At 69.7% G+C, this 25483-nt stretch carries 24 protein-coding genes and 1 tRNA gene; 13 read left to right on the top strand and 12 right to left on the bottom strand.

Annotated features, from left to right (window positions below; genetic code table 11):
- Positions 1-96: 96 nt before the first annotated feature.
- Positions 97-2412 carry a DEAD/DEAH box helicase gene (locus A5712_RS20045; RefSeq protein WP_068108579.1) on the bottom strand — a complete coding sequence of 772 codons (2316 nt, stop codon included), beginning with the start codon at positions 2410-2412 and terminating at the stop codon, positions 97-99.
- A gap of 258 nt (positions 2413-2670) precedes the next feature.
- Here A5712_RS20045 and cspA point away from each other — a divergent pair, with 258 nt between their 5' ends.
- From cspA to topA, 3 genes are all read left to right on the top strand, one after another.
- Positions 2671-2874, top strand: coding sequence for a cold shock protein CspA (cspA, locus tag A5712_RS20040; RefSeq protein ID WP_007166602.1), 204 nt, complete (start codon positions 2671-2673; stop codon positions 2872-2874).
- Positions 2875-2999: 125 nt separating this feature from the next.
- On the top strand, positions 3000-3599 hold the full coding sequence (locus A5712_RS20035) for a hypothetical protein (protein WP_068108576.1): 600 nt from the start codon (positions 3000-3002) through the stop codon (positions 3597-3599).
- Between the two features lie 194 nt (positions 3600-3793).
- Positions 3794-6583 carry a type I DNA topoisomerase gene (gene topA / locus A5712_RS20030; protein WP_068108574.1) on the top strand — a complete coding sequence of 930 codons (2790 nt, stop codon included), beginning with the start codon at positions 3794-3796 and terminating at the stop codon, positions 6581-6583.
- On the opposite strand, the gene A5712_RS20025 is transcribed toward topA, so the two are convergent.
- Positions 6580-8232, bottom strand: coding sequence for an adenylate/guanylate cyclase domain-containing protein (locus A5712_RS20025; RefSeq protein ID WP_156766664.1), 1653 nt, complete (start codon positions 8230-8232; stop codon positions 6580-6582). The two genes, topA and A5712_RS20025, sit on opposite strands and share 4 nt — an antisense overlap.
- Before the next feature lie 106 nt (positions 8233-8338).
- On the opposite strand from A5712_RS20025, the gene A5712_RS20020 reads away from it, so the two are divergent.
- Positions 8339-9556, top strand: coding sequence for a DNA polymerase III subunit delta' (locus A5712_RS20020; protein WP_068108571.1), 1218 nt, complete (start codon positions 8339-8341; stop codon positions 9554-9556).
- A 60-nt stretch (positions 9557-9616) separates the two neighbouring features.
- Positions 9617-9689: transfer RNA gene (locus tag A5712_RS20015), tRNA-Thr, on the top strand.
- Between the two features lie 39 nt (positions 9690-9728).
- On the opposite strand, the gene A5712_RS30955 is transcribed toward A5712_RS20015, so the two are convergent.
- Together A5712_RS30955 and A5712_RS20005 are read right to left on the bottom strand one after the other, a co-directional pair.
- A complete protein-coding gene (locus tag A5712_RS30955; protein ID WP_156766663.1) occupies positions 9729-9962 on the bottom strand; it encodes a hypothetical protein in 234 nt (77 codons plus the stop codon).
- Positions 9963-10409: 447 nt separating this feature from the next.
- The gene (locus A5712_RS20005; RefSeq protein WP_231982178.1) at positions 10410-12248 is read right to left on the bottom strand and encodes a hypothetical protein; all 1839 of its coding nucleotides are present in this window, start codon (positions 12246-12248) and stop codon (positions 10410-10412) included.
- Between A5712_RS20005 and A5712_RS20000 the strand changes: the two genes are divergently transcribed.
- Positions 12214-13158: an NAD-dependent epimerase/dehydratase family protein gene (locus tag A5712_RS20000; protein WP_068108565.1), complete on the top strand. Its 945-nt coding sequence runs from the start codon at positions 12214-12216 to the stop codon at positions 13156-13158. The two genes, A5712_RS20005 and A5712_RS20000, sit on opposite strands and share 35 nt — an antisense overlap.
- A 54-nt stretch (positions 13159-13212) precedes the next feature.
- Here A5712_RS20000 and A5712_RS19995 read toward each other — a convergent pair whose 3' ends face one another.
- The 3 genes from A5712_RS19995 to A5712_RS19985 are packed head-to-tail and all read right to left on the bottom strand — an operon-like array spanning position 13213 to position 15554.
- A complete protein-coding gene (locus tag A5712_RS19995) occupies positions 13213-13563 on the bottom strand; it encodes a DUF2304 domain-containing protein (protein ID WP_068108560.1) in 351 nt (116 codons plus the stop codon).
- Entirely contained in the window at positions 13560-14255 is a 696-nt protein-coding gene (locus A5712_RS19990; RefSeq protein WP_068108558.1) for a glycosyltransferase family 2 protein, read from the bottom strand. The genes A5712_RS19995 and A5712_RS19990 overlap by 4 nt, the downstream gene beginning before the upstream one ends.
- 24 nt (positions 14256-14279) lie before the next feature.
- The gene (locus tag A5712_RS19985) at positions 14280-15554 is read right to left on the bottom strand and encodes a hypothetical protein (protein WP_068108555.1); all 1275 of its coding nucleotides are present in this window, start codon (positions 15552-15554) and stop codon (positions 14280-14282) included.
- A 90-nt stretch (positions 15555-15644) separates the two neighbouring features.
- Between A5712_RS19985 and A5712_RS19980 the strand changes: the two genes are divergently transcribed.
- Positions 15645-16730 carry a DUF475 domain-containing protein gene (locus A5712_RS19980; RefSeq protein ID WP_068108552.1) on the top strand — a complete coding sequence of 362 codons (1086 nt, stop codon included), beginning with the start codon at positions 15645-15647 and terminating at the stop codon, positions 16728-16730.
- On the opposite strand, the gene A5712_RS19975 is transcribed toward A5712_RS19980, so the two are convergent.
- Both A5712_RS19975 and A5712_RS19970 read right to left on the bottom strand, forming a co-directional pair.
- Positions 16727-17419, bottom strand: coding sequence for a hypothetical protein (locus A5712_RS19975; RefSeq protein WP_068108548.1), 693 nt, complete (start codon positions 17417-17419; stop codon positions 16727-16729). The two genes, A5712_RS19980 and A5712_RS19975, sit on opposite strands and share 4 nt — an antisense overlap.
- Before the next feature lie 56 nt (positions 17420-17475).
- Entirely contained in the window at positions 17476-17973 is a 498-nt protein-coding gene (locus tag A5712_RS19970) for an inorganic diphosphatase (RefSeq protein ID WP_068108544.1), read from the bottom strand.
- A 115-nt stretch (positions 17974-18088) separates the two neighbouring features.
- On the opposite strand from A5712_RS19970, the gene dacB reads away from it, so the two are divergent.
- From dacB to hpt, 4 genes are read left to right on the top strand one after another with little or no spacing between them, the layout of a single operon-like run.
- Positions 18089-19474: a D-alanyl-D-alanine carboxypeptidase/D-alanyl-D-alanine-endopeptidase gene (gene dacB, locus A5712_RS19965; RefSeq protein ID WP_156766662.1), complete on the top strand. Its 1386-nt coding sequence runs from the start codon at positions 18089-18091 to the stop codon at positions 19472-19474.
- Positions 19471-20532 carry a zinc-dependent metalloprotease gene (locus A5712_RS19960; protein WP_068108708.1) on the top strand — a complete coding sequence of 354 codons (1062 nt, stop codon included), beginning with the start codon at positions 19471-19473 and terminating at the stop codon, positions 20530-20532. Before dacB ends, A5712_RS19960 begins: the two co-directional genes overlap by 4 nt.
- Positions 20511-21470, top strand: coding sequence for a tRNA lysidine(34) synthetase TilS (gene tilS / locus A5712_RS19955; RefSeq protein ID WP_068108540.1), 960 nt, complete (start codon positions 20511-20513; stop codon positions 21468-21470). The genes A5712_RS19960 and tilS overlap by 22 nt, the downstream gene beginning before the upstream one ends.
- Positions 21471-21513: 43 nt before the next feature.
- On the top strand, positions 21514-22125 hold the full coding sequence (gene hpt / locus A5712_RS19950) for a hypoxanthine phosphoribosyltransferase (RefSeq protein WP_068108538.1): 612 nt from the start codon (positions 21514-21516) through the stop codon (positions 22123-22125).
- Between the two features lie 86 nt (positions 22126-22211).
- On the opposite strand, the gene A5712_RS19945 is transcribed toward hpt, so the two are convergent.
- Positions 22212-22922 (bottom strand): SIMPL domain-containing protein, encoded by a 711-nt coding sequence (locus tag A5712_RS19945; RefSeq protein ID WP_068108536.1) that lies wholly within the window; start codon positions 22920-22922, stop codon positions 22212-22214.
- A 281-nt stretch (positions 22923-23203) separates the two neighbouring features.
- On the opposite strand from A5712_RS19945, the gene A5712_RS19940 reads away from it, so the two are divergent.
- Positions 23204-23503: a PE family protein gene (locus tag A5712_RS19940; protein ID WP_068108534.1), complete on the top strand. Its 300-nt coding sequence runs from the start codon at positions 23204-23206 to the stop codon at positions 23501-23503.
- Between the two features lie 13 nt (positions 23504-23516).
- A complete protein-coding gene (locus A5712_RS19935) occupies positions 23517-24740 on the top strand; it encodes a PPE family protein (protein ID WP_068108532.1) in 1224 nt (407 codons plus the stop codon).
- Positions 24741-24757: 17 nt separating this feature from the next.
- On the opposite strand, the gene A5712_RS19930 is transcribed toward A5712_RS19935, so the two are convergent.
- Both A5712_RS19930 and A5712_RS19925 read right to left on the bottom strand, forming a co-directional pair.
- Positions 24758-25048, bottom strand: coding sequence for a hypothetical protein (locus tag A5712_RS19930; protein WP_068108529.1), 291 nt, complete (start codon positions 25046-25048; stop codon positions 24758-24760).
- A 43-nt stretch (positions 25049-25091) separates the two neighbouring features.
- The gene (locus A5712_RS19925) at positions 25092-25445 is read right to left on the bottom strand and encodes a hypothetical protein (protein ID WP_068108525.1); all 354 of its coding nucleotides are present in this window, start codon (positions 25443-25445) and stop codon (positions 25092-25094) included.
- Between the last annotated feature and the right edge of the window lie 38 nt (positions 25446-25483).

Below are 25483 nucleotides of genomic sequence, written 5' to 3'. Positions count from 1 at the left end.
GCGTCGGAGGCGTGATGCGGCCGCTCGATGAATTGCAGTCAGCGTTTCGCTATGGGCGCGTCAATTATGAATACATTTTTGTTTGACCCGAAAGCATTAATCGAAGCCGCCACCCAATTCGGCCAGCACCAGCCGCAGCACAAGTACCGCACCGGCCTTGTCCAGTGGATCGTTGCCATTGCCGCATTTGGGGGATTGCACGCACGACGGGCATCCGCTCGGGCATTCGCACGCCTGTATCGCCGCGGCCGTCGCGCCCAGCCAGGTGCGGGCCCGGCGGAAGCCGCGCTCGGCGAATCCCGCCCCGCCCGGGTAGCCGTCGTAGACGAAGACGGTGGGCAGCCCGTCGGGACCGATCGCGGTGGACAGGCCGCCGATGTCACCGCGGTCGCAGCTGGCCACCAGCGGCAGCAGGCCGATCGCCGCGTGCTCGGCGGCGTGCAGTGACCCGGGGACGCGAGGTGCATCAATGCCGTTGCGCAGCAAGGCATCCGGCGCGATCGTGTACATGGCAGCGGTGGTGGGCAGCACGTGCTCGGGCATGTCGAGCTCGATGAAGTCGATCACCTCCCCGGACAACCGGCGACGCAGGTAGCCCACCACCCGATGGGTGACCCGGACCGGCACCAAACCCAGGGTGACGGGCCCGAAGGTCGACCGCTCGCCGCTGCCGGTGACCACGATGTCGGTGAGTTCGCGCGCGAACGTCGCATACCCGGGATCCTCGGCGTGCACGAAGGCGATCGCGTCCTCGGTGTCCAGGGAGTCGACGACGTAGGTCTCGCCCTGATGCAGGTACACCGCCCCGGGATGCACCGTGGCCGGGGCCCGATCCACGCCGGTGCTACCCAGCAACCGCCCGGTGTCGGCCTCGACGATGACGATCTGGCCGCCGGCCGAGCCGCGGATATCCACCGCCCCGTGTGGTTGTATCCCGGCGGCGGGGAAGTACTTTGCGTTGCGCCGCCGCAGCAGGCCGTCGTCGATCAGGCCCTGGACCACCTCGATGGCGCCGAAATCCCGGATCTCGGTTTCGTCCAGCGGCATTTCGGTTGCGGCGCAAAGGAGTTGGGGCCCCAGGATGTAGGGGTTGGCGGGATCGATGACGACCCGCTCGACCGGCTTGTCCAGCAGCGCGGCCGGGTGGTGGACCAGGTAGGTGTCCAGCGGGTCGTCGCGGGCGATCAGCACGACCAGCGCGCCCTGGCCCCGTCGGCCCGACCGCCCGGCCTGCTGCCAGAACGAGGCGACCGTCCCCGGAAATCCGGCGAGCACCACCGCGTCCAGTCCGGCGATGTCGACGCCGAGCTCCAGCGCGTTCGTGGTGGCCAGTCCGCGGAGCCGCCCCTCGGCCAGGGCGCGCTCCAGCGCGGTGCGATCCTCGGCGAGATAGCCGGCCCGATACGACGCGACCTTCGACGACAGGTCCGGGGCGACGTCCTCGAGCCGTGCCCGCGCGCCCAGCGCGGTCAATTCGGCCGCGCGGCGCGATCGGACGAACGTCAGCGTCTGCGCACCCTCGGCGATGAGGTCGGCCATCACCCGCGCCGCCTCGGCGCCGGCGGACCGGCGCACCGGCGCACCGTTCTCGCCCGTCAGATCGGCCCGCAACGCGGGCTCCCACAACGCCACGGTCCGCGCGCCCTGCGGCGAACCGTCCTCGGTGACCTCCGCGACCGGACGGCCGATGAGCTCGGCGGCCGTCGCGCCCGGCGAATCGGTGGTCGCGCTGGCGAACACCACGGTCGGGTTGGCGGAGTAGCGCTCGCACAGCCGCAACAGCCGGCGCAGGACCATCGCCACATTCGAGCCGAAAACCCCACGGTAGTAATGGCATTCGTCGACGATCACGAAGCGGAGGCCACGCAACAGCACGGCCCAGCGGGCATGGTTGCGCAGGATCGACAGATGGATCATGTCCGGGTTGGAAAACAGCCATCGCGAGCGTTCGCGCGCGAAGCGTCGCACCTCGGCGGGGCTGTCGCCGTCGTAGGCGGTGGGCGCGACGTCACGCAGCCGGGGCACGGCCGCGGTCAGCGCGTGCGCGGTGCGCAACTGGTCGTGGCCCAGCGCCTTGGTCGGCGACAGGTAGAGCACCCGGGCGCGCGGGTCCGTCGCCAGCGCGTTGAGGACGGGAAGCTGATAGGCCAACGACTTGCCCGATGCGGTGCCGGTGCTGATCACCACATGGCGTCCGGCGTGGGCCAGTTCGGCGGCCTGGAACTGGTGCGACCACGGCGCCTCGACGCCCCGCTCGGCGAACGCGCGCACGACGTCGGGCTCGGCCCACTCCGGCCAGCCGTGCGGCCGGCCGGTGCGCGCGGGCAGCTCGGCGACGTGGCGCAGCGGACGCTCACCCGCCGCCGTTCCGGCGAGCGCGACGGCCAGCAGGTCGGCGCCGAAACTCGCCACGTGACACCCTCCCAGCATCCGACTAAGAATCCGTTAAGACGCAAGTCTGTCGCGGACGCGACGAACATGGTTGACTGATTGCGGTCGCAGCTTCTGTGTTCGTGTAAAACTTTCGCAGGAACAACGTTGCGGCCGCGGTTCCTGCGAGGTTATCGGTCGGGTGAAGTTCCGGCGACTACGCGAGGCATGGCGGTCGCAGCAGGCCCGGGGCATCGAAAGGCGGTGCCCCGCACCCATAAGAAAAGGAAAGATCGAGAGATGCCACAGGGAACTGTGAAGTGGTTCAACGCGGAGAAGGGCTTCGGGTTCATTGCGCCTGAAGACGGATCCGCAGATGTTTTTGTCCACTACACGGAGATCCAGGGTTCGGGCTTCCGCACCCTTGAAGAAAACCAGAAGGTCGAGTTCGAGATCGGCCACAGCCCTAAGGGCCCCCAGGCCACCGGAGTCCGCTCCGTCTGAGACGAGCAGCTTCTCCGAGGAAACCCCCCGCGCAACTCCGCCCAGCGGAACCCGCCGGGGGGTTTTCGCTTTCCGTTTAGAGCGCCTGAAGGCGTGGACGGCCGACCTGGCCTACTGTCGTTGGCGTGAGCCAGCTTTCCTTCTTCACAGCGGAGTCGGTGCCGCCCGCGGTCGCCGATCTCTCGGGGGTGCTGGCGTGCTCCGGTCAGATCGTCGTGGTCGGCGCCCCGTCCAAGGGTGAGGTGCAGGGCGCGCGGCTCTCGGTCGTCGTGGACCAGCCGTGGCGGGCCAGTGCGCTGGCCGACATGATCCGCGAGGCGGGCCTGGCGCCCGAGATCGGCCGCACCGACGAGGACACCCCCTTGGTGCGGACGGCCGTGACCCCCGCGTTGGTCACGCTGGCCGCCGAATGGACCCGCGGCGCGGTCAAGACGGTGCCCCCGCGGTGGCTGCCCGGGCCGCGGGAACTGCGGGCCTGGACGCTGGCGGCCGGCAACCCGGAGGGCGAGCACTATCTGCTCGGGCTGGATCCGCACGCGCCCGACACCCATTCCCCGCTGGCGTCGGCGCTGATGCGCGTCGGGATCGCGCCCACCCTGATCGGCACGCGCGGCGGCCGGCCGGCGCTTCGTATCAGCGGCCGTCGCAGGCTATCGCGCCTGGTAGAGAACGTGGGGGAACCGCCGGAGGCCGCCGAAGCGTTGCCGCTGTGGCCGCGGGTCTAGCCGCGCTTTAGGACCCGTTTTTGGGCAAGCCGGTTTGCGCAGTCCCGCCCGAGGGTGCGAAATTGTCAGGTGCCCTGCATGCGAGGGAACGGTCGCGTACCTGATTTCACCGGAATTTCGGACGCTGGCCTGTCATTCTTCCTGCAGGGCGGTCTCGCAAGGGGGCCGAGATAAGAGATGGAGCGTAAGCGCAGTTGGCTGACCCGAAGCTAAAGGACCGCGTCAGCGGCGGAAATGGGATCCGTAGGCGGCTCGTCATCGTCGAGTCGCCGACGAAGGCGCGCAAACTGGCCGGCTACCTGGGTTCCAGCTACATCGTCGAATCCTCCCGAGGCCACATCCGCGACCTGCCCCGCGCGGCCGCCGACGTGCCGGCCAAGTTCAAGTCCGAGCCATGGGCCCGGCTGGGGGTCAACGTCGACGCCGACTTCGAGCCGCTCTACATCATCAGCCCGGAGAAGAAGAGCACGGTCAGCGAGCTCAAAGGCCTGCTCAAGGACGTCGACGAGCTCTACCTGGCCACGGATGGTGACCGCGAGGGCGAGGCCATCGCCTGGCACCTGCTGGAAACCCTCAAGCCGAACATCCCGGTCAAGCGGATGGTTTTCCACGAGATCACCGAACCGGCGATCTTGGAGGCCGCCGAAAACCCCCGTGACCTGGACATCGATCTGGTCGACGCGCAGGAGACGCGCCGCATCCTGGACCGGCTGTACGGCTACGAGGTCAGCCCGGTGCTGTGGAAGAAGGTGGCGCCCAAGCTGTCGGCCGGCCGCGTGCAGTCGGTGGCCACCCGCATCATCGTGCAGCGCGAGCGCGACCGCATGGCGTTCCGCAGCGCGTCGTACTGGGACATCGTCGCCCAGCTGGACGCCAGCGTCTCCGACCCGCAGGCCCAGCCGCCCACCTTCACCGCGCGGCTGTCCGGCGTGGACGGCCTGCGCGTCGCCACCGGCCGCGACTTCGACTCGCTGGGACAGCTCCGCAAGGCCGATGAGGTCGTGATCCTGGACGAGGCGGCCGCGACGGAGCTGGCCACAGGGTTGCGGGGCGCGCAGCTGTCGGTGACCTCGGTCGAGGAGAAGCCCTATACGCGGCGCCCGTACGCACCGTTCATGACGTCGACGCTGCAGCAGGAGGCCGGCCGCAAGTTGCGGTTCTCCTCCGAGCGCACGATGAGCATCGCCCAGCGCCTCTACGAGAACGGCTACATCACTTATATGCGCACCGACTCGACGACGCTGTCGCAGTCGGCGATCAACGCGGCGCGCAACCAGGCGCGCCAGCTCTACGGCGAGGAGTACGTCTCGCCGTCGCCGCGCCAGTACACCCGCAAGGTGAAGAACGCCCAGGAGGCGCACGAGGCGATCCGGCCCGCCGGGGAGACGTTCGCGACCCCCGACGCGGTGCGGCGCGAGCTCGACGGCGACGAGTTCCGGCTCTACGAGCTGATCTGGCAGCGCACGGTGGCCTCGCAGATGTCCGACGCGCGGGGCACCACGCTGAGCCTGCGGATCGGCGGCAGGTCCGGAGAACGCGACGTGATTTTCTCCGCGACGGGGCGCACCATCACGTTCGCCGGCTTCCTCAAGGCCTACGTGGAAACGGTCGACGAGCTGGCCGGCGGCGAGGCCGACGACGCCGAGCGCAGGCTGCCCCACCTGACCGAGGGGCAACGGTTGGAGGCCCTCGAGCTCACCCCGGACGGCCACGCCACCAACCCGCCCGCGCGCTACACCGAGGCCTCGCTGGTCAAGGCGCTCGAGGAGCTGGGCATCGGCCGGCCGTCGACCTACTCGTCGATCATCAAGACCATTCAGGACCGTGGCTACGTGTACAAGAAGGGCAGCGCCCTGGTGCCCTCGTGGGTCGCGTTCGCCGTGACCGGTCTGCTGGAGCAGCACTTCGGCCGGCTGGTCGACTATGGGTTCACCGCGGCGATGGAAGACGAGCTCGACGCGATCGCATCGGGCAACGAGCAGCGCACCACCTGGCTGAACAACTTCTACTTCGGCGGCGATCACGGCGTGCCGGAGTCGATAGCCCGCTCCGGTGGCCTGAAAAAGCTCGTCGGCGTCAACCTGGAGGGCATCGACGCGCGAGAGGTCAACTCCATCAAGGTGTTTGACGACGCGGAGGGCCGGCCCGTCTACGTCCGGGTGGGCAAGAACGGTCCCTACCTCGAACGCATCGTGACGGACGAGGACGGCGAGCCCACCCCGCAGCGGGCCAACCTCAACGACTCGCTGACCCCCGACGAGCTGACGCTGGAGGTGGCCGAGGAACTTTTCGCCACCCCGCAGGAGGGCCGCGTCCTGGGGATCGACCCGGAAACCGGTCACGAGATCGTCGCCAAGGACGGCCGGTACGGGCCGTACGTGACCGAGATCCTGCCCCCGCAGCCCGACGAGGACGAGGGGGGTGCCCCCGCCAAGAAGGGCAAAAAGCCGACCGGCCCCAAACCCCGCACCGGCTCGCTGCTGCGCAGCATGGACCTGCAGACGGTCACCCTCGAGGACGCGCTGAAGCTGTTGTCGCTGCCAAGGGTGGTCGGCACCGACCCCGAATCCGGTGAGCCGATCACCGCGCAGAACGGGCGCTACGGGCCATACCTCAAGCGGGGCAACGACTCTCGCTCGCTGGCGACCGAGGACCAGATCTTCGACATCACCCTCGAAGAGGCGCTGAAGATCTACGCCGAGCCCAAACGCCGTGGCAGGCAAGGCGCTTCGGCGCCGCCACTGCGCGAGCTGGGCACCGACCCGGCGTCGGGCAAGCCGATGGTGATCAAGGATGGCCGCTTCGGGCCGTACGTCACCGACGGCGAGACCAACGCCAGCCTGCGCAAGGGCGACGACGTGCTGTCGATCACCGACGAGCGCGCCGCCGAGCTGCTGGCCGACCGGCGGGCCCGCGGCCCGGCCAAGCGGCCCGCGAAGAAATCCACCCGCAAGGCCCCGGCGAAGCGGGCGACCAAGCGCTAACCGCGCACGTCGCTCGAGACCTCTTCATCCACAACGTCTTCCGGGGTGGCCAGCTTCACCGGCCGGGCCAGCTGGGTCGGTGCCGCGCGGCCGCGCAACTCGACGACCTCGCCCACGTCCCAGCACAACGCTTCGGCGTCCAACGCGCCGCTGACCGCGATCGCCGACGCGAGCACGTGCCCGGCCTCCAGCTTGGCCAGCTCGGTGAGCCGCGCGGCCTCATTGACCGGGTCGCCGATCACCGTGTACTCGAAGCGGGCCTGCGCGCCGATGTGGCCGGCGATGGCCCGTCCCGCCGACACCCCGATGCCGAACTCGGCGTAACCGATCACCGGGAGGAGTTCGTCGTGCAGCTCGCGGGCGGCGGCGAGCGCGCCGCCGGAGGAATCGGGGTGTTCGATGGGCGCCCCGAAGATGGCCAGCGCCGCGTCGCCCTGGAACTTGTTGACGAACCCGCCGTGCTTGCCGACGGTGTCGACCACCACCCGGAAGAACTCGTTGAGCAGGTGGACGACCTCCGCGGGCGGCCGGGTGGCGGCCAGCTGGGTGGAGCCCACCAGGTCTACGAACAACACCGCGACGTCGCGCTCCTGGCCGCCCAATTCGGTGCCGCGCTCCAAAGCCCGACGGGCCACGTCCTCGCCGACGTAGCGGCCGAACAGGTCGCGCAGCCGCTGCCGCTCGGACAGGTCACGCACCATGTCGTTGAAGCCGGCCTGCAACAGGCCCAGCTCGCTGGCGTCGTAGATCTGCATGTGCGCGTTGTAGTTTCCGCGCTGTACCTCCGACAACGCCCAGCGCAGCTGGCGCAGCGGGTCGGCGATCGACATGGCCACCAGCAGCGTGCTGACCAGCCCGATGCCCAGCGCCGCCAACGCCAGCAACAGGATCGGGTTGAACAGCTTCTCGGGCGTCGCGTGCAGCAGCGAGGCCTTGTCGGCCACCACCGCCAGCACGATCGCGAGCAGCGGCACCGCGGTGGACAGCATCCAGCTCAGCATCTGGCGCAGGATCACGCCGGGCGCCTTGACGTTCTCCGGCACGCCGCTGCGCAGGGCCGCGACCGCGACCGGCCGCAGCACCCGCTCGGACTGCAGGTACCCGATGATCGCCGTCGCGGCGGCGCCCAGCGCCGTGGCGACCGCGACGACGGGCGCGGTGTACTTGGCCACCGACCAGCTGGCGATGATGAACACCACGCCGCCGATGAACCAGGACACCATGCTGGTGATCGTGCGGTAGAACGGCATGCGCAGCGCGCGGCTGCGGGCCACCTCGGTGGCGGCCGGGTCGGCCTCGGCCAACAGGTTGTCGCGGCGTTGCCAGCGGAACACTGGCAGCATCAGCCGCAGGTTGAACACGATCCCGGCGAGGAAAAGGAAGATCACGACGCTGACGAAGACCGCGAGGTTGACCGGGGGCAGGTCCTGAAGCTGGATGCGGTCCTGGGGCGGCAGGCCGTAGCGCAGGAAGCCCAGCACGAACAGCCCGCCGATGATGTCGGCCTGCAGCATGCTCAGCGCGAACAGTGGCCACGGCGTGCGCACCACCCACCGGGCGAACGCGCTGATCCGCCCGGGCAGTGCTGCCTCGGTTGCCACCAATCCACCGTATCGGGCAGGGCGGACTTGGCGGAAAACAATAAGAATCTCGGCAAGTCGCCGTACCTGCCGAAACGGCCGGAAATGTCACGGATTCATCCCGATCCGGTGGCCGATCGGTATCGGTCGGTCGGTGTCACTACTGTTGCCGGTGATGTCCGGGGTGTTTACGCGGCTGGTAGGCCAGGAGGCTGTGGTGGCCACGCTGCTCGCGGCGGCCCGCGCGGCCCGCGGTGATCCCGCTCACAGCGATCCGGCCGACGGGACTATGACACATGCGTGGCTCATCACCGGCCCGCCGGGTTCCGGCCGCTCGGTGGCCGCGCTGTGCTTCGCGGCCGCGCTGCAATGCACGGCGTCCCCCGAGGACGGCGGCCCCGGGTGCGGGCGCTGCCGGGCCTGCACGACGACGATGGCCGGCACCCACGCCGACGTGCGGCGGGTGATTCCCGAGGGCCTGTCCATCGGCGTCGACGAGATGCGCGCCATCGTGCAGATCGCGTCGCGGCGCCCGACGACCGGGCACCGGCAGATCGTGGTGATCGAGGACGCCGACCGGTTGACCGAGGGCGCCGCGAATGCGCTGCTGAAAGTGGTCGAGGAGCCCCCGCCGTCGACGGTGTTCCTGTTGTGCGCGCCGTCGGTGGACCCCGAGGACATCGCGGTCACGCTGCGCTCCCGGTGCCGGCACGTCGCGCTGGTGACCCCGCCGACCGAGGCGATCGCGCGGGTCCTCGTCGACAGCGACGGACTGGACGAAGAGACGGCCAACTGGGCCGCCTCGGTCAGCGGCGGGCATGTGGGGCGGGCGCGCCGGCTCGCCACCGATTCCGAGGCGCGGCAGCGACGGGAGCGGGCGCTCGGCCTGGTGCGCGACGCGGCGACCCCGTCGCGCGCCTACGCTGCCGCCGAGGAACTGGTGGCCGCGGCCGAGGCCGAGGCCGTGGTGCTGACGGCGGACCGCGCCGAGGCCGAGACCGAGGAGCTGCGGACGGCGCTCGGCGCCGGCGGCACGGGCAAGGGCACCGCGGGCGCGCTGCGGGGTGCCACGGGCGCGATCAGGGACCTTGAGCGACGGCAGAAGTCGCGCCAGACGCGGGCGTCGCGCGATGCCCTGGACCGGGCGCTGATCGACCTCGCCACGTACTTCCGCGATGCGCTCGTGGTGTCGGCGAATGCCGGCGGCGTAAAGGCGAACCACCCCGACATGGCCGATCGGGTGGCCGCCCTGGGCGCACACGCCTCACCCGAGAAGCTGCTGCGCTGCATCGAGGCGGTGCTGGAATGCCGCGAGGCGCTGGCGATCAACGTCAAGCCCAAGTTCGCGGTGGACGCGATGGTCGCCACGTTCGGCCAGGAACTGCGGGATTGACCTCCGGCGACTTGGGTGGGTCAGCCCGCCTGCCGTAGACTCGTGCCGCCCGCAGGGCACGCCACCTTAGCTCAGTCGGTAGAGCGGCTCACTCGTAATGAGCAGGTCAGGAGTTCGATTCTCCTAGGTGGCTCCGCTATTCGCCTCATCCGGCGCGCGGTCTCGGACCGGTTCAGCGAGCCTGTGGAGCAGGCCGACGCACGGGCGCTTGCTCCCAGTCGCCCAGGTACCGGCGTTGTAGCTGGTTGATGTGGCCTTGTGCTTCGTTGATGTCCCGTCGCAGCGCGTCTGCTTCGGGCCGGCAACCCCGGTGTTCTTGCCAAGCAAGCTGGCGGGTCATTTCGTCGATCAGCTCGCACAAGGCCCGGACCAATGCCGCGGCCTGGGCGGCATCGCGTTCACCCATCCGGGAATCGTTGCACTAATGGCCTGATTCTGAAAGGCCGGTAGCGCATCCGAAACAAGCCGCTTAACGAAACGTAAAACCCGTCGCCGCTCCCCAGGCCGGCGAGCGGATCGCCTCAGCCTTCGTAGCGTGCTCCTATGACAGGTTGTGTGGGCCGATGGCAGTGAGAACACCTACGGATCGGTTACACCAAGGGCAGGTGGTCGTGGTATTTCGCGCCCCCCCAATGGGCCCACATCGAGCACGAACCACGGGACGCGGCGCCGCCTCCATTCCCGCGGGTCGCCGCAGGGCTTCGCTCCCAGGCCGCTAACTCCGAGCGGGCCAATCCCTAAGTGAGCGGGGCAGTTTCGATGCCTCTCGTGCGCCGAATGTCACGCTGGCGTCACGCTCGAGGGCGAACGTGACGCTGGCGTCACGCTCGGCGCGTGCTGGGGTGAAGCCCAGTCAGGCCGGCGCGACGAAACCGACCGGACCCGACGCCAGGCACAGCGACAGCGCGGTGGTGTTGGCGCGGACGGTGATGGCGTCCCCGGCGCCCGGCAGCCGGACAAACACGCGGTTCAAACCCGGATGCACCGGCACCTTGACGGCGGGCCCCTCGGAGAGCGACAGGGTCATCGAACCCTCGCTGTTGGCAAGGTAATTCAGTTCGACGGTCCAATCGGCTGGCAGCAGCGGCCCGTCGAGCATCAGGCGCGCCGGCTTGTCCGGCTGCGCGAAGTAGCCGCACTGCGGCATGGGTCCCGGCACGATGGTGCGGATCCAGCTGACCCGCGCCTTGATCAGCCGACCCGAGCTGTCGAACATGCGCAATTGGCCTGTCGACGAGGTGAATTCGGGCCGATCGCGCAGCAGGGCGAACATGTGGCTGGCCAGGTTCTCCGGGGCGGCCACCCGCTGCAACACCAGCGGGTCGACCTCCTGGTCCAGCAGCGGCGCGTCCGAGGACGCGCGCGCGGCGGCCAGCGCGGCCCGCGCGTTCTGTAGGTAGGGCTGGGCCGGGTTGTCGCGCCAGCTGGTCAGGAAGGTGGCCGTCGAGTACAGGCTGCTGGCCACGAACGCCGCCGCCAAAAACGCCGTCGCCGCAGTGCGTTTCGGTGAGGCGTCCAGCCATCGCGCGGCGGCCGTCCGGTTGGGCGCGCACAACGCGACGGCGGCCAGCAGCGCCAACACCACGACCAGATCCGGGAGGTAACGCAGGGTCTGGGCGAGTTCCAGCGCGGTCTGCTTCGACGACCGCATCAGATAGATCGGCACCTGACAGGCGACGGTGTAGCCCGCCGCGGTCAGCCACACCGGCCAAATGCGTTGCTTGCGCAACAGCGACAGCGCAACCAGCCCGACCAGGACGAGCCAGCCGAGCGCCATCACCGCCGCCGGGGGAGTCGCCCACGGCGAGGCCGGAGCCCAGCGGTCCCAGTGCCACGGCCCGCCGGCCAGCCCCGGCACCACGCCGTGCGTGATCGAGCGCCACAGCAGGTCGCCGGTCATCGACAGGTCGGAACTCCACCGCTTCTGGTTCACCACGGCCAGATACAGCGCAATCCACGCGGTGGTGAGGGCCAGCGACGGGATCCACAGCCGCCGGCCCGCCCGCCACACCGTCCGCACCGAACCCTCGCCGCGCACGTGCCAGAGCAGCGCGGCCACCGCGAAGGCGACGAACGGAATCACGGCGGCCTTCTCGAAGAACAGCAGCCCGCCGAGGTAGGACAGCACACCGGTCAGCGCGTAGCGCCGGTTGCCGGTGCGGACCAGCAGGATCGCGTCGGCGCACACCCAGGCCAGCGCCGCCAGCATGGGAAGCGAGTTCAGCGCCGCCGCCCACCAGGCGAACCCCGGCACGGCCAGGGGAGTGAACAGCGCGAACGTCAACGGCAACAGCAGCACCCACCGCCAGCCGAGGATGACGTACAGCGCCCGCAGCAACGCCAGCGAGGCCAGCAGCTGCAGCACCAACAGGCTGATCGCCGGGCCGGTCCAGTCCAGCGGCGCCAACCGGATGAGCGCGCCGGCGACCAGGAACGCGGCCGGCATCACGTGGCCGTCGTGGTCGTCGAACAGATAGGACGGCGACAGCAGGCCCTGCGTGCCGGCCTTGCCGATGAGAATCAGGTCGTCCCAGTAGAAATAGCCGCGAAAGGCAAGCACCGCGCGGATCGCCAACTGCGCGACGATCAGCGCGGCCGCGGCCAGGGCGACTCGAGGCACGCGGGTCGTGCGCGCGGCCCGCTTGTATGGTGGGCCGGTGCGCGCACTGGTCACCGGGGGAGCCGGATTCATCGGGTCGACGCTAGTCGACCGCCTGCTGGCCGACGGCCACACGGTAGTGGGGCTGGACAATTTCGCCACCGGCCGCGCGACCAACCTCGAGCACCTGGCTGACAACCCGGCGCACGTCTTCGTCGAGGCCGACATCGTGACGGCCGACCTGCAAGCGATCCTCGACGAGCACCGGCCGGAGGTGGTGTTTCACCTGGCCGCCCAGATTGACGTGCGGCACTCGGTGGCCAATCCCCAGTTCGACGCGTCGGTCAATGTCATCGGCACCATCCGCCTGGCCGAGGCGGCGCGCCAGACCGGCGTGCGCAAGATCGTGCACACCTCGTCGGGGGGATCCATCTACGGCACCCCGCCGGTGTACCCGACACCCGAGTCGGTGCCCACCGATCCTTCTTCGCCATATGCCGCCGGAAAGGTGGCCGGCGAAATCTACCTGAACACGTTTCGCAACCTGTACGGGCTGGACTGCTCGCACATCGCGCCCGCCAATGTGTACGGCCCGCGGCAGGACCCGCACGGCGAGGCCGGCGTGGTGGCGATCTTCGCCCAGGCGCTGCTGGCCGGTAAGCCGACCAAGGTGTTCGGGGACGGCGGCAAAACCCGCGACTACGTGTACGTCGACGACGTGGTCGACGCGTTCGTCAAGGCCGCCGGTCCCGCGGGCGGCGGGCAGCGGTTCAACGTCGGCACCGGCATCGAAACTTCGGACCGCCAACTGCATTCGGCGGTGGCCGCCGCCGTCGGCGGGCCCGACGACCCGGAGTTCCATCCGGACCGGCTGGGCGATCTGAGGCGCTCGTGCCTCGACATCGGTTTGGCCGAACGGGTTTTGGGCTGGCGCCCGCAGGTGCAGCTGGAAGACGGGGTGCGTCGCACGGTCGAGTACTTCCGTCGGGCCCACACGCTCTGACCCCTGCGCCGAGCGTGCACTGACTGCGAAATTCGGCCGATTTATTCGCAGCGGTTACACGTTCGACGACGGCTCGGGCTCCTGCGCGCCCTCCAGCGCCACCGCCCGGGCCAGCCGCGCGTAGCGCAACTCCAGGTCCTTGAACCGCATGTAGGTGCTCAGGGTGGTGAAGCTGAACGCGATGATCAGCGCGTAGAGCATCAGGTCGGTGCCGCGGCGCACGCCGAACCAGTGCGCGACCACCGTCGTGTCGTCGGGCCGCAACACGGCGTAGATGCCGCCGAACACGAACAGCACGTATCCGACCTTGACCCACGCCTTGGACCGGGAGCTGCGGCGCGACCGCAACAGATAGACCAGCAGCGCGATGATCGCCCCGATCAGCAGCACCTGGATCCAGTTCACCTCGGAATCCTCCCTCGCAGAAACCCGTCGAAGATGATGTTGACGCCGTTGAGCAGGGGCTGCCCCTTCGACTTCGAGTAGTCGGTGTAGAGCACCTCGACCGGCTGTTCGGCTACGCGCCAATGGTTTTCGGCGATCAGCATGACGAACTCGTTGGCGTGGCTCATGCCGCTCATGGTGATGTCCAGCCCATCGGCGACCTTCTTATTGAACACCCGCAGCCCATTGTTGGTGTCGGTCAAGCCAAGTCGGCGACCGCGCCGGCTCAGCCGCGCGGCGGTCCGCAGCACGATCCGCTTGAAAAGCGGTGGCCGGCTGCCTTCCTGGGCGCCGAACCGGGTCCCGATGACGACGTCGACGTCACCCACCCCGAGCCGTTCGACCATCGCGGCCACGTCTTTGACGCGATGCTGGCCGTCGGCGTCGAACGTGGCGAACACCTGCGCCCCGGGCTGGCGGCGCGCGTACTCGATGCCGGTCTGGATGGCCGCGCCCTGGCCGAGGTTGACCGGATGGCGCACCAGGTGCGCCCCGGCCCGCCGGGCGATCTCGCCGGTGCCGTCGCTGCTGCCGTCGTCCACGCACACGACATGGTCGAAGGCCGAGCGGACGTCGGCGATCACGTCGCCGATCACTGCGGCTTCGTTGAAGGCGGGAATGACGATCCAGACGCCTTGGGATTCAGTAGCCATCTAAGTGCACAAGGGTAGCCAGGATCAGCCGGTTAAGCGTCCGGCGCGCGCGAGGGCCGCCAGATGCACGCCGATTCCGACCATCGGTCCGCACAGCAGGCCGACCACCGTGCGCGTCTGCAATGCCAGCGGGAGCATCAGCAACAGCCCCGACGCCACGGTCGCGCCGACCCAGCCGAGCGCGTAGGCCCGGTGCAGCGCCGCGGCGACCGTCGCGGCACCGGTCAGCGTCAGGATCGCGATCGCCACGGCCGCCGCCGTCAGCCACGCCAGAAGCGCGCTGCTGGCCTGGTACTGCGTCCCGAACGCGACCCGCAGCAGCCAGGGCCCGATGACACCGGCCGCCAGCACCCCGACCGCGCCCACGCCGCCGATGATCGCCGCCGGCGCGAGCAGCGCCCGAAGCCGGTCGCTGCGCTCGTCGACGAAGTGCGCGATGAGGTTGCCCTGCATGGCGGTCAGCGGGACCAGCAGCGGCGCGCGGGTCAACGTCACGGCCAGGATGATGACGCCGCCCTGGGCGCCCAACTCGGCGCTGGTCAGCTTCAACAGCACCGGAAATCCCATCACCAGGATCGCGCTGGCGCCGGCCGCGGTGATGGAATGCGCGGCGCCGCGCAGGAAGGTCGAGGTGCTGCCGGGCGTCAGCAACCGGGCCGCGGCGCGGGCCGTGGGCGACGCCGCCAGGATGATCAGCCAGGCTGTCGCGCCCGCCACCGTCGCCCACAGGAATCCGGCCAGCCCCCAGCCGAGCACGAACGTGGCCGCGGCGACCGTTACCCGGATGACCGCGTCGGTCACCATCAGCGCCCCGTACGACGTCCAGTGGTTGGTCCCGGCCAGCATGCCCAGCAGGGTGGCGTGCAGGCAGAACCCGGCCAGCCCGACGGAGAGCAGCGCCACCGACAGCCAGCGCTCCTCGACGAACACCCGCCCGCTCCACAGCGGCGAGCTGCCGGCGATGACGACGGCCGCGGCCACCCCGATCATCGCCGCAAGGCGCAGCGGATGGGTGCGGCCGACCGGGGCCGCCCCAATGTCGTGCAGGTAGCGCTCCGACCGGACCTCGCGGGTGGTTTCTTGCAGCAGGCCGAACGCGGCCCCGGTGACCAGACCGAACGCGCCCCAGAACACCCCGAAGATCGAAAAGCCGCGCGGCGCCAGGTCGCGGGCGGCCAGGTAAATCACGGCGTACCCGCACAGCGCGGTCAGCGCGGTGGCGGTGGCGACCCGGGCCACGCTGCCACGCGCGACCGGGCCGGCCCCGGTGGAGGCTTGGGTACCGCCGGCTTCGGGCATCGCCACAATTTGAAAATAGTAAGTGCGCCGACGTCGGTGGCCCGCGGCGGCGAGGTCGTCGCTATTGTGGGCGGCTGTTGGGAAGGATCCATGGCCGCGTTCCGCATCTTCGGGATCTCGCTGTTCGTCACCGCCGCGGCTCTCGCGATCGGATACCTGCACGGCGGCCCGAACGCCCTCTTTCTGCTGATGGTGCTGGCCGTTCTCGAGATATCCCTGTCGTTCGACAACGCGATCATCAACGCGGCGATCCTCAAGCGGATGAGCCCGTTTTGGCGGCAGATGTTCCTGACGCTGGGCATCCTCATCGCCGTCTTCGGCATGCGGTTGTTTTTTCCGCTGCTCATCGTCTGGGCGACCGCCGGCCTCGAACCGGTCCGCGCGTTCGAGTTGGCGCTCAACCCGCCGCCGCATGGCGCGCTGGAATTCCCGGACGGCTCGCCCAGCTACGAGAAGCTGATCGCCGCCGCCCACCCACAGATCGCGGCGTTCGGTGGGACCTTCCTGTTGATGCTTTTTCTGGATTTCGTGTTTCACGACCGAGACATCAAGTGGCTCAAGTGGATTGAGGTCCCATTCGCCCGCATCGGACGGCTCGGTCAGGTCTCGGTGGTGGTGGCCGGCGTCGCGCTGGTCCTGGTGTCGACGGAGCTGACGCACTCCGACGACGAGCGTGCGACGGTGCTGACCGCCGGGGTGCTGGGACTGATCTCGTATCTGGTCGTCAACGGTTTGAGCCGGGCGTTTCGGCCCCGGGACCTCGACACAGTGGCCGACGGCAAGCCGGCCGGCAGTGCGGTCGGCAAGGCCGGGCTGACGCTGTTCATCTACCTTGAGGTGCTCGACGCCGCCTTCTCCTTCGACGGGGTCACCGGCGCCTTCGCGATCACCTCCGACCCGATCGTCATCGCGCTGGGCCTGGGGCTGGTGGGCTCGATGTTCGTCCGGTCGATCACCATCTACCTGGTCCAGCAGGACGCGCTGGACCGTTACGTATACCTCGAGCACGGCGCGCACTGGGCGATCGGCGCGCTGTCCGTGATCATGCTGGTCTCCATCGAGCCGCGGTGGCAGGTGCCCGAGGTAGTCACCGCCTGCGTGGGCGTCGTCTTCATCGGGGCGGCCCTGGGCTGGAGCGTGTTGCGCAACCGGCGCAAGGCCGCAACGGCGAGCTAAGCCTCGATCTGTCCCGCGATCCGACTTTCGATCGCGGCCCGCGCCGGGGCCGGCAGCACGATCAGCCCGTCGAGTTCCTTGGTGGCCCGCAGGTAGGCGCTCTGTCGTTCCTCGCGCGTGGCCGCCTCGTCCTGCGCCAGGTGCAGCAGGTGCTGCGCGCGCGCCAGCCGCTGCTGGTCGTCCTCGGAGAAGTCGCTGCGGCGGCGGCGAATCGCCTCGGCCTCGGCGATCTCGAACGCGCTGATGTACTCGTGGACGGCGTCGCGGTACTCCACCTGGGCGGCGCGATCGCCGGCGAGGCTCTCCACGTCCGCGGCCCGCTCCGGGCGCAGCAGGTCCGCGCGCCGCTTCGCCTTGTGAAACGCGATGGTCAGCGGGGCGCGCATGTCCGTCATCATCGGGAAGTCCAGCAACTTGGCGAGGTCGAGTTCGTAATCGAACCACCGCGCGTCGGTACGGTCATGCGCCGCAATGATTTTGGTGAGCTCCCGGCGCGAGCCTGCCCTGTTGTCCCGATTGCGCCCGGCCGCCTCGGCCGCCGCGATCTTGGCCTGCTGCTTCAGCCGGTAGCGCTCCAGCCGCCGGTCGGCCCGACGCTCGTTGGCGGCGACGACCGCCCGCACGCCGGCGCCGATCGAGCCGCCCAGCGGGAAGATCAGCCACCAGAAGTTGGAGGCGAAATGCCACATCGGGGTCACATCGCCAGGATGCCACCGGGTGGCGGGGAGCGCTTACGCCCAGAGCGTTAGCCGCGTCGGTGCGGTTGTGCCTTGAACCGCTCGATCGAACGCTGCACTTCGGCCTCGGCTTCGGCGCGGTCAACCCAGTCGGCGGTCTTCACGTACTTGCCCGGTTCCAGGGCCTTGTATTGGGAGAAGAAGTGCTTGATGACGTCGAGCTCGAAGGGCGGCACATCCCCGATGTCCTGGATCTGATCCCACCGGCTGTCGCCGGCCGGCACGCACAACACCTTGTCGTCGCCGCCGGCCTCGTCGACCATCCGGAACATTGCCACCGGTCGCGCCTCCACGATCACGCCGGGGAACACGGATTGCGGCAGCAGCACCAGCGCGTCCAGCGGGTCGCCGTCCTCGCCGAGGGTGTCCTCGATGAAGCCGTAGTCGGTGGGGTAGGCCATCGAGGTGTAGAGGTAGCGGTCCAGCCGCACCCGGCCCGTCTCGTGGTCGACCTCGTACTTGTTGCGTTGACCTTTCGGGATTTCGATGGTGACGTCGAATTGCACCGCGCGGGCTCCTTCACGAGGGGTGGACCTGGGTCGGTCGGTTGGGTCGGGCATCACCCTAGTCGAGGGCATCGCGGCCGATTCGGCAGAATGGGTTCAAACAGTCAGGAGAGTGATGGGTCCTACTCGCTGGCGGAAATCCACCCAGGTGTTCATCGGATTGGCCGTGCTGGCGTTCGTCGCCGCGGTGGTCGCTGCGGCGACGTTTTTCACCATGGGGGGTCATGGGGCCGGCGCCGCGCATGTGCCGGTGCCGCCGCCGCGCCCGCCGACGGTCAAGCCGGGCATGGTCCCGGTCGCCGACACCGCCGAGACGCCCAGCCCCGCCGGGGTGGCCGCCGCGCTGGCGCCGACGGCCGCCGACCCCAACCTGGGCCGGCTGGGCGGCCGGATCACCGACGCCATCACCGGCAAGGAACTCTGGCGGGTGGCCGACGACCTGCCGCTGGTGCCGGCGTCAACCAACAAGGTCCTGACCGCGGCGGCGGCATTGCTGACGCTGGACCGTCAGGCCCGGATCAGCACCCGGGTGGTCGCGGGCAGCCAGAACGCCCAGGGGCCCGTCGTGCTGGTCGGCGCGGGTGATCCGGTGCTGTCGGCCGCGCCGCCGGGCGTGGACACCTGGTACCGCGGTGCGGCGCGCATCAGCGACCTCGCCGAGCAGGTGCGCCGCAGCGGGGTCACCCCGACCGCGGTGCAGGTGGACATCTCCGCGTTCAGCGGACCGACGATGGCGCAGGGCTGGGACCCGGCCGACGTCGACAACGGCGACATCGCGCCGATCGAGTCGGTGATGATCGACGCCGGCCGCATCCAGCCGACCACGGTCAACTCGCGGCGGTCCAAAACGCCGGCGCTGGACGCCGGCCGGGAGCTGGCCAAGGCCCTCGGCCTGGACCCGGGCGCGGTGACGATCGCCACGGCGCCCGCCGGCGCGCGGCAGCTGGCCGTCGTGCAGTCCGCGCCGCTGGTCCAGCGGCTGTCCGAGATGATGGACCACTCCGACAACGTGCTGGCCGAGTGCATCGCCCGCGAGGTCGCCGCCGCGATCAACCGGCCGCAGAGCTTCGCCGGGGCCGTCGACGCGGTGACCAACCGGTTGAGCACCGCGCACGTCGACACCGCCGGGGCCAGGCTGGTCGATTCCAGCGGGCTTTCGGTCGACGACCGGCTGACCGCCAAGACGCTCGACGGAGTGGTGCAGGCGGCCGCGGGCCCGGACCAGCCGGCGCTTCGGGCGCTGCTCGACCTGCTGCCGATCGCCGGCGGCAGCGGGACGCTGGGCGACCGGTTCCTCGACGCCGCCACCGACCGTGGTCCCGCCGGCTGGCTGCGCGCCAAGACCGGCTCGTTGACCGCGGTCAATTCGCTGGTCGGGGTGCTGACCGACCGCAGCGGGCGGGTGCTCACGTTCGCATTCCTGTCCAACGACGCGGGCCCGAACGGCCGCAATGCGATGGACGCCCTGGCGACCAAGCTGTGGTTCTGCGGGTGCGCATGACCGCCTCGTCCGGCCTGACACTCGGGACCGCCGTCGACTGGCAGTTCGCGGCGACGGTCGGTCAGCGCCTGGCCCGGCCCGGCCCGGCGGCCAGTGACTACACCCGCCGCCAGGTGATCGACGAGCTGACCAGCGCGTCCGCCAAAGCCGAACCGCCCGTGCGCGAAGTCACCGGCCTGATCACCGACGGGGACGTGCCCCCGGCCCGCATCGTCGACCGCCTGCAGTGGATCGGCGCGGCCGCCGAGTCGATGCGGGTGATGACCAACGGAACCGACAAGCCACGCGGGTTTTTCACCGGCCGCATCACCGGCGCGCAGACGGGCGCCGTGCTGGCTTTCGTGTCGTCGGGGATCCTCGGCCAGTACGACCCGTTCGCGGCCGCGAAACAGGGCAGCCTGCTGCTGGTCTATCCGAACGTCATCGCCGTCGAGCGCCAGCTTCGCGTCGATCCCTCCGACTTCCGGCTCTGGGTCTGCCTGCACGAGGTGACCCACCGGGTTCAGTTCACCGCCAACCCATGGTTGTCCGACTACATGTCCAGGGCGCTGGGACTGCTGACCCAGGACGCGGGCGAGGACATGCGGGAGGTGGCGACCCGGCTCGCCGAATTCGTCCGCAACCGCGGCAACGGCGCGGACGGGTCTGCGGCGTCGGACGGCACCTCCTCGGGGATCCTCGGCCTGGTGCGCGCCGTGCAGTCCGAGCCGCAACGCGAGGCCCTGGACCAGCTGCTGGTGCTCGGGACGCTGCTGGAGGGCCACGCCGATCACGTAATGGATGCCGTCGGGCCGGTCGTGGTGCCGTCGGTGGCCACCATCCGTCGCCGATTCGACGAGCGCCGCCATCGCAAGCAGCCGCCGCTGCAGCGGCTGCTGCGCGCGTTCCTCGGGCTCGACGCGAAGCTCAGCCAATACACCCGCGGCAAGGCGTTCGTCGACCACGTCGTGGGCAAGGTCGGAATGCAGCGGTTCAACACCATCTGGTCGGACCCCGAAACGCTGCCGCTGCCCGCCGAGATCGAAGACCCCCAGCGATGGATCGACAGGGTGCTGTAGGGCAGCTGCGCACGGCTGTCGAGGCTTTCGCCAACACCTATTTCGCCACCGGAAACCGGTGGCGCGTGGCGCTATCCGGCGGTCCCGACTCCCTGGCGCTCACCGCGGTCGCCGCCCCGCTCCGGCCCACCACCGCGGTGATCGTCGACCACGGCCTGCAACCCGGGTCGGCCGCCGTCGCCGAGACCGCCCGGCAGCAGGCGCTCGCGCTGGGATGCGTTGACGCTCAAGTGCTTTGCGTGGAGGTGGGCAAGGACGGCGGCCCGGAGGCGGCGGCCCGCGCGGCCCGCTATGCGGCACTGCGCGCCTCCGGCGACGGCCCGGTGCTGTTGGCGCACACGCTCGACGATCAGGCGGAGACGGTGCTGCTGGGGCTGGGCCGCGGCTCCGGGGGTCGCTCGATCGCCGGCATGCGGCCGCACGATCCGCCGTGGTGCCGGCCGTTGCTGGGGGTGAGGCGATCCGCGACCCACGCCGCGTGCGCGGAACTGGGGTTGACCGCCTGGCAGGACCCGCACAACACCGACCGCCGCTTCACCCGGACCCGGCTGCGCCTCGAGGTGCTGCCGTTGCTGGAGGACGTGCTGGGCGGCGGCGTGGCCGAGGCGTTGGCGCGCACCGCGACCGCGTTGCGCGAGGACACCGAGCTGATCGATGCGCTCGCCACGCAGGCGCTGCCCGGGGTGCGGGCGGGGGCGGGCCTTCAGGCCGGGGAGCTGGCCGCGCTGCCGGACCCGGTCCGACGGCGGGTGATCCGCGGCTGGCTGCTGGCCGGCGGCGCGACCGGATTGACCGATAAGCAGATTCGCGGCGTCGACACCCTCGTCACTGCGTGGCGCGGGCAGGGCGGGGTCGCGGTGGGCTCCGCGCTGCGCGGCGAGCGATTGATCGCCGGGCGGCGCGACGGCGTTCTGACGATGTGGCGCGAGCCTGTGTAAACGGGGGCGGTCATTGGTTATTCGGCCGTTGGCGTGGCACTCTGTGGGCGTGGCCCAGATCTCCCCGGCTGTCACCCCCGCGCAGCCCGTGGAGCTGTACCCGGGGGATATCAAGTCGGTGCTGCTCACCGCGGAGCAGATTCAGGCGCGCATCGCCGCACTCGGCGAGGAGATCGGCAACCACTACCGCGAGCTTGCCGCTCAGACCGGCGAGGATCTGTTGCTGATCACCGTGCTCAAGGGCGCGGTGATTTTCGTCACCGACCTGGCCCGCGCGATCCCAGTGCCTACCCAGTTCGAGTTCATGGCCGTCAGCTCCTACGGCTCGTCGACGTCCTCGTCGGGCGTGGTGCGCATCATGAAGGACCTGGACCGCGACATCCACGATCGCGACGTGCTGATCGTCGAGGACGTCGTCGACTCCGGGCTGACCCTGTCGTGGTTGCTGCGCAACCTCAAGAGCCGGCATCCGCGTTCGTTGCGGGTGTGCACCCTGCTGCGCAAGCCCGACGCGATGCGCGCCAAAGTCGAGATCGCCTACGTGGGCTTCGACATACCCAACGACTTCGTGGTCGGCTACGGCCTGGATTACGACGAGCGCTACCGGGACCTGTCCTACATCGGCACGCTGGATCCCCGGGTCTACGAGCAGTAGTTAGCGGTTATTCCGGACAGCGAGATCGACGCTAGCGTGCAAGTCACTCGAACTTCCGCGCCACCGTCGATCTCGACGAACGACGCCTAGTCCAGCTCCCATACCGCGGTCACCGAGAAACTCACGGTCTGCTGGCCGGGTTCGAGCGGGACCGCGGCCGTGCTCCGGGGCGGCGCGGGCGGCCCGCCGGGCATGGGCTGGCTGCCGGACACCTCCGAAATCGACAGCACCCGGCCCAGCCGAAGGCCGGACAGCTGGGCGTATTGGTCGGCGCGGGCCTTGGCGTCGTCGAATGCCCGCGCACGGGCGTCCTTGACCAGCTGCGAGTCGTCGGCGATGGAGTAGCTGACCGAACTGATCCGGGTGGCGTCGCCGCCGGTGGTGACGATGAGGGCCAGCATCCGTGACGCGGCGTCGGTCGGGTGGATCTTGACCCGGATTGCGTTGGTCGCGCGGTAGCCGGTGATCGTCGCGGTGCCGCTGCCGTATTGGGGTTCCAGGGTGACCGTGGTGGTGCTGATGTCCTTGCGGTCCAGGCCTGCCCCGACGAGCGCGTTGATCACCGCCTGCTGGCGATCGTTGGTCTGGTTCATCGCGGCGGTGACGTCGGGTGCGGTGAATTCGATGCCGGCATCGGCGGTCAAGGTGTCCGGGACGCCCTGGACCTGTCCCGAGCCCACGACGGTCACCTGACGCGGATTGACGCCGGGTGCCGGCGCGGCAGTGTGCTTGTCGCACGCCGACAATGCGGCGACGGTCAAGCCGGCGGCGGCCAAAGCGATCGATTTGCGGACCATGTGTGGACCCTACGCCCGGCCGCGCATTTATCGTCGGCAAAGCCTACCGCGTGTCGTGGCAATCCGGTCGAAGTTCATGTCGAACTCTAATCATATTGGTTTGCAACGTCTTTCATTCAATCCCCATAACTCGCAGCACATTGGCGTAGTTAAGTGAACACTTCCCCACCCGCCAATGAATACGGTCCAGGGGGGTTGCGGTGACCTGCCGGGTCGGGCCTAACGTCTGAGCTGCTTCGGTGACTGAAATCCATTGATCGGATTGATTTTTGGGAGGACACATGTCGATCGTGATCACGCAGCCAGGCACGCTCGCGGCCGCCGCGGACGAAATGCATGCGCTGAATGCGTTGGTGCGGGCGGGAAATGCCGCCGCCGCGGCTCCGACGACCGGGGTGGTGCCCGCCGCCGCTGACCTGGTGTCGATGCTCACGGCGGCGCAGTTCGCTTCGCACGCAAGGCTTTACCAAGAGGTCAGTGCTCAGGCCGCCGGGATACGGGAGCTGTTGGCGACCACGCTCGGCGTCAGCGCCGGCTCGTACGAGGCCACCGAAGCCGCCAACACCAACGCGGTGGGCTAGGCGAGAGGCAGCCATGCTGGATTTCGCGCAGTTACCGCCGGAGATCAACTCCGCGCTGATGTATTCGGGTCCCGGCTCGACGCCCATGCTCACTGCCGCGGCCGCCTGGGAAGCGCTGGCCACCGAGCTGCACACGACGGCGTCGGGCTATCGGTCGCTGATCACGGGCCTGACCGACGGTCCATGGCAGGGCCCGGCCGCGGCGGCGATGGCGACCGCGGCTGGTTCCCAGGTCGGATGGCTGAGCGGCACCGCCGGGCAGGCCGAGGAGGCCGCGACCCAAGCCGCGGCCGCGGTCGGTGCGTACGAGGCAGCGTTTTCGGCCACCGTGCCACCGCCGGTGATCGCGGCAAACCGCGCGCTGTTGATGTCCCTGTTGGCGACGAACTTCCTGGGTCAGAACACCGCGGCGATCGCGGCCACCGAGGCGCAGTACGCCGAGATGTGGGCACAGGACGCGGCTGCGATGTACGGCTACGCCGGTTCGTCGGCGGCGGCCTCGGCGTTGACGCCGTTCGGCCCGGCGGCCCCCGCCACCGATCCGTCGGGCCTGGGCGCGCAGGCCGCCGCGGTCGCTCAAGCCGCCGCGGCGGCCACCGGCGGGCAGGGCAGCTACGGGATTCCCAACGTGCTGCTGGGTCTGGCCGGTCTGACAAATTCGCCGCCCTGGCTGGTCAACCCCGCCGCCGCGCTCGGCCTGACCGGGCACGCCTGGAACGCCAACGGCGACGGCATCATCGTGGCCGGAGCGCTGGGGGACCTGGTCGAGGGACTGACCGGTTCGGCGACCGTCGATGCCAGCTCGGGCTTCGACGCTTTTATCCGATTGATCTCTCCCACAAGGCTTTTCACCACGGCCTTCAAGGACATTCAGGGCCTGGCTCAGGCGGCGATGCCCCAGGCCGCCAAGGCCGCCGAGGGCGCCGCCAAGGCCGTCGAGTCGGTGCCGCACGCCGTTTCGGGCGCTGCGAGCGGCGCCGCCGCAACAATCGGCAGGGCGACTTCGGTTGGGGGACTGTCGGTCCCGGCATCCTGGGCGGGTGTGGCCCCACCGGCCAGCCCCGCCGTCGTCACGGTCAACGGCCTCGGGGGTGCCGCCGCCGCCGAAACCGCCACCAATGCCATCGGCGGCGTGCCGCTGATGGGTAGTGGGGGCGGTCGCGGCGTCGCGCACTTCGCCGCTCCCCGATACGGATTCAAGCCGACGGTGGTGCCTACGCCGTCGGTCGGGGGATGACGCCGGAACGTCGAGTATCAGCCGTCGAGGTGCGTCGGCGGGTCAGCGAAGCCGAAACCCCCGGGATTCTGACCGGGACCCATCAAGTCGCAGCGCCTTTCGGGGACCAGGAAGGAACTGGCGCCGCTGGGTATCAGGTGGGTGAAGGTGACGCAACGTTGCCAAGTGCCGTCGGGCTGAATGGGGTCGTCGCACTTGCTGATAACGGGTCCCCCGTACACGCACCCGGCGCTGGCCGGAGGCGCCGAGGCGATCAGCCCCCCGGCCATCAGCACCACAGCCAGGCCGCCGACGATGTAGTGCTTCATGGATCCCTCCCGTCACGTCGCGGGTGTTTGGCGTGCAATAACGCTAGTCGCGTGGCTGCTCCGCCGGCGGATTAGGCACCTGCAGCACGCGCTGACGGGTGGTCACCTGGAACGGGTCCAGGGACCTCGACTCATCCAGGGCCCCGCGCACGTCGTCGAGCGTGATGAGGCCGAGCTCGACCTGCAGCCACGTGGCGCTCAGCCCGAAGGCGTGTGCCGCGCGCCGCGCCTCCTCGGCGTCCGGAAAGTCGTCGGCGTTCGCCCGCCCGACACCGCCGTACCACCGACCCTTCGTGACGCCGCAGGCATCACGCAGCTGCTCGATGGTGATGTCGCGATTCAGCGTCGCCTCGAGCAGGCGCTTCAGCCCCCACCCGGCGGCGTTGGTTCTCGGCATGCCTCCCAGAGTAACCGGATGCCAAAACGCGGTCAAAG

Origin of the sequence: Mycobacterium sp. E2327 (assembly GCF_001672675.1) — a bacterium.
Lineage (GTDB): Bacteria > Actinomycetota > Actinomycetes > Mycobacteriales > Mycobacteriaceae > Mycobacterium.
The sequence above is the reverse complement of the archived record's forward strand: the minus strand, read 5'-3'. Positions and strand labels throughout refer to the sequence as shown.

Excerpts from the sequence above, each read along its gene's own strand:
- A5712_RS19960 (WP_068108708.1), top strand. The coding sequence starts at position 19,471 with ATGACCGCCTCGTCCGGCCTGACACTCGGGACCGCCGTCGACTGGCAG.
- A5712_RS19935 (WP_068108532.1), top strand. The coding sequence starts at position 23,517 with ATGCTGGATTTCGCGCAGTTACCGCCGGAGATCAACTCCGCGCTGATG.
- cspA (WP_007166602.1), top strand. The coding sequence starts at position 2,671 with ATGCCACAGGGAACTGTGAAGTGGTTCAACGCGGAGAAGGGCTTCGGG.
- dacB (WP_156766662.1), top strand. The coding sequence starts at position 18,089 with ATGGGTCCTACTCGCTGGCGGAAATCCACCCAGGTGTTCATCGGATTG.
- A5712_RS19980 (WP_068108552.1), top strand. The coding sequence starts at position 15,645 with ATGGCCGCGTTCCGCATCTTCGGGATCTCGCTGTTCGTCACCGCCGCG.
- A5712_RS30955 (WP_156766663.1), bottom strand. The coding sequence starts at position 9,962 with ATGGGTGAACGCGATGCCGCCCAGGCCGCGGCATTGGTCCGGGCCTTG.
- A5712_RS19925 (WP_068108525.1), bottom strand. The coding sequence starts at position 25,445 with ATGCCGAGAACCAACGCCGCCGGGTGGGGGCTGAAGCGCCTGCTCGAG.
- A5712_RS19945 (WP_068108536.1), bottom strand. The coding sequence starts at position 22,922 with ATGGTCCGCAAATCGATCGCTTTGGCCGCCGCCGGCTTGACCGTCGCC.
- A5712_RS19990 (WP_068108558.1), bottom strand. The coding sequence starts at position 14,255 with ATGGCTACTGAATCCCAAGGCGTCTGGATCGTCATTCCCGCCTTCAAC.
- tilS (WP_068108540.1), top strand. The coding sequence starts at position 20,511 with ATGGATCGACAGGGTGCTGTAGGGCAGCTGCGCACGGCTGTCGAGGCT.
- A5712_RS19975 (WP_068108548.1), bottom strand. The coding sequence starts at position 17,419 with ATGTGGCATTTCGCCTCCAACTTCTGGTGGCTGATCTTCCCGCTGGGC.
- A5712_RS20005 (WP_231982178.1), bottom strand. The coding sequence starts at position 12,248 with ATGAATCCGGCTCCCCCGGTGACCAGTGCGCGCACCGGCCCACCATAC.
- A5712_RS19930 (WP_068108529.1), bottom strand. The coding sequence starts at position 25,048 with ATGAAGCACTACATCGTCGGCGGCCTGGCTGTGGTGCTGATGGCCGGG.
- A5712_RS19940 (WP_068108534.1), top strand. The coding sequence starts at position 23,204 with ATGTCGATCGTGATCACGCAGCCAGGCACGCTCGCGGCCGCCGCGGAC.
- A5712_RS19985 (WP_068108555.1), bottom strand. The coding sequence starts at position 15,554 with ATGCCCGAAGCCGGCGGTACCCAAGCCTCCACCGGGGCCGGCCCGGTC.
- A5712_RS20020 (WP_068108571.1), top strand. The coding sequence starts at position 8,339 with ATGTCCGGGGTGTTTACGCGGCTGGTAGGCCAGGAGGCTGTGGTGGCC.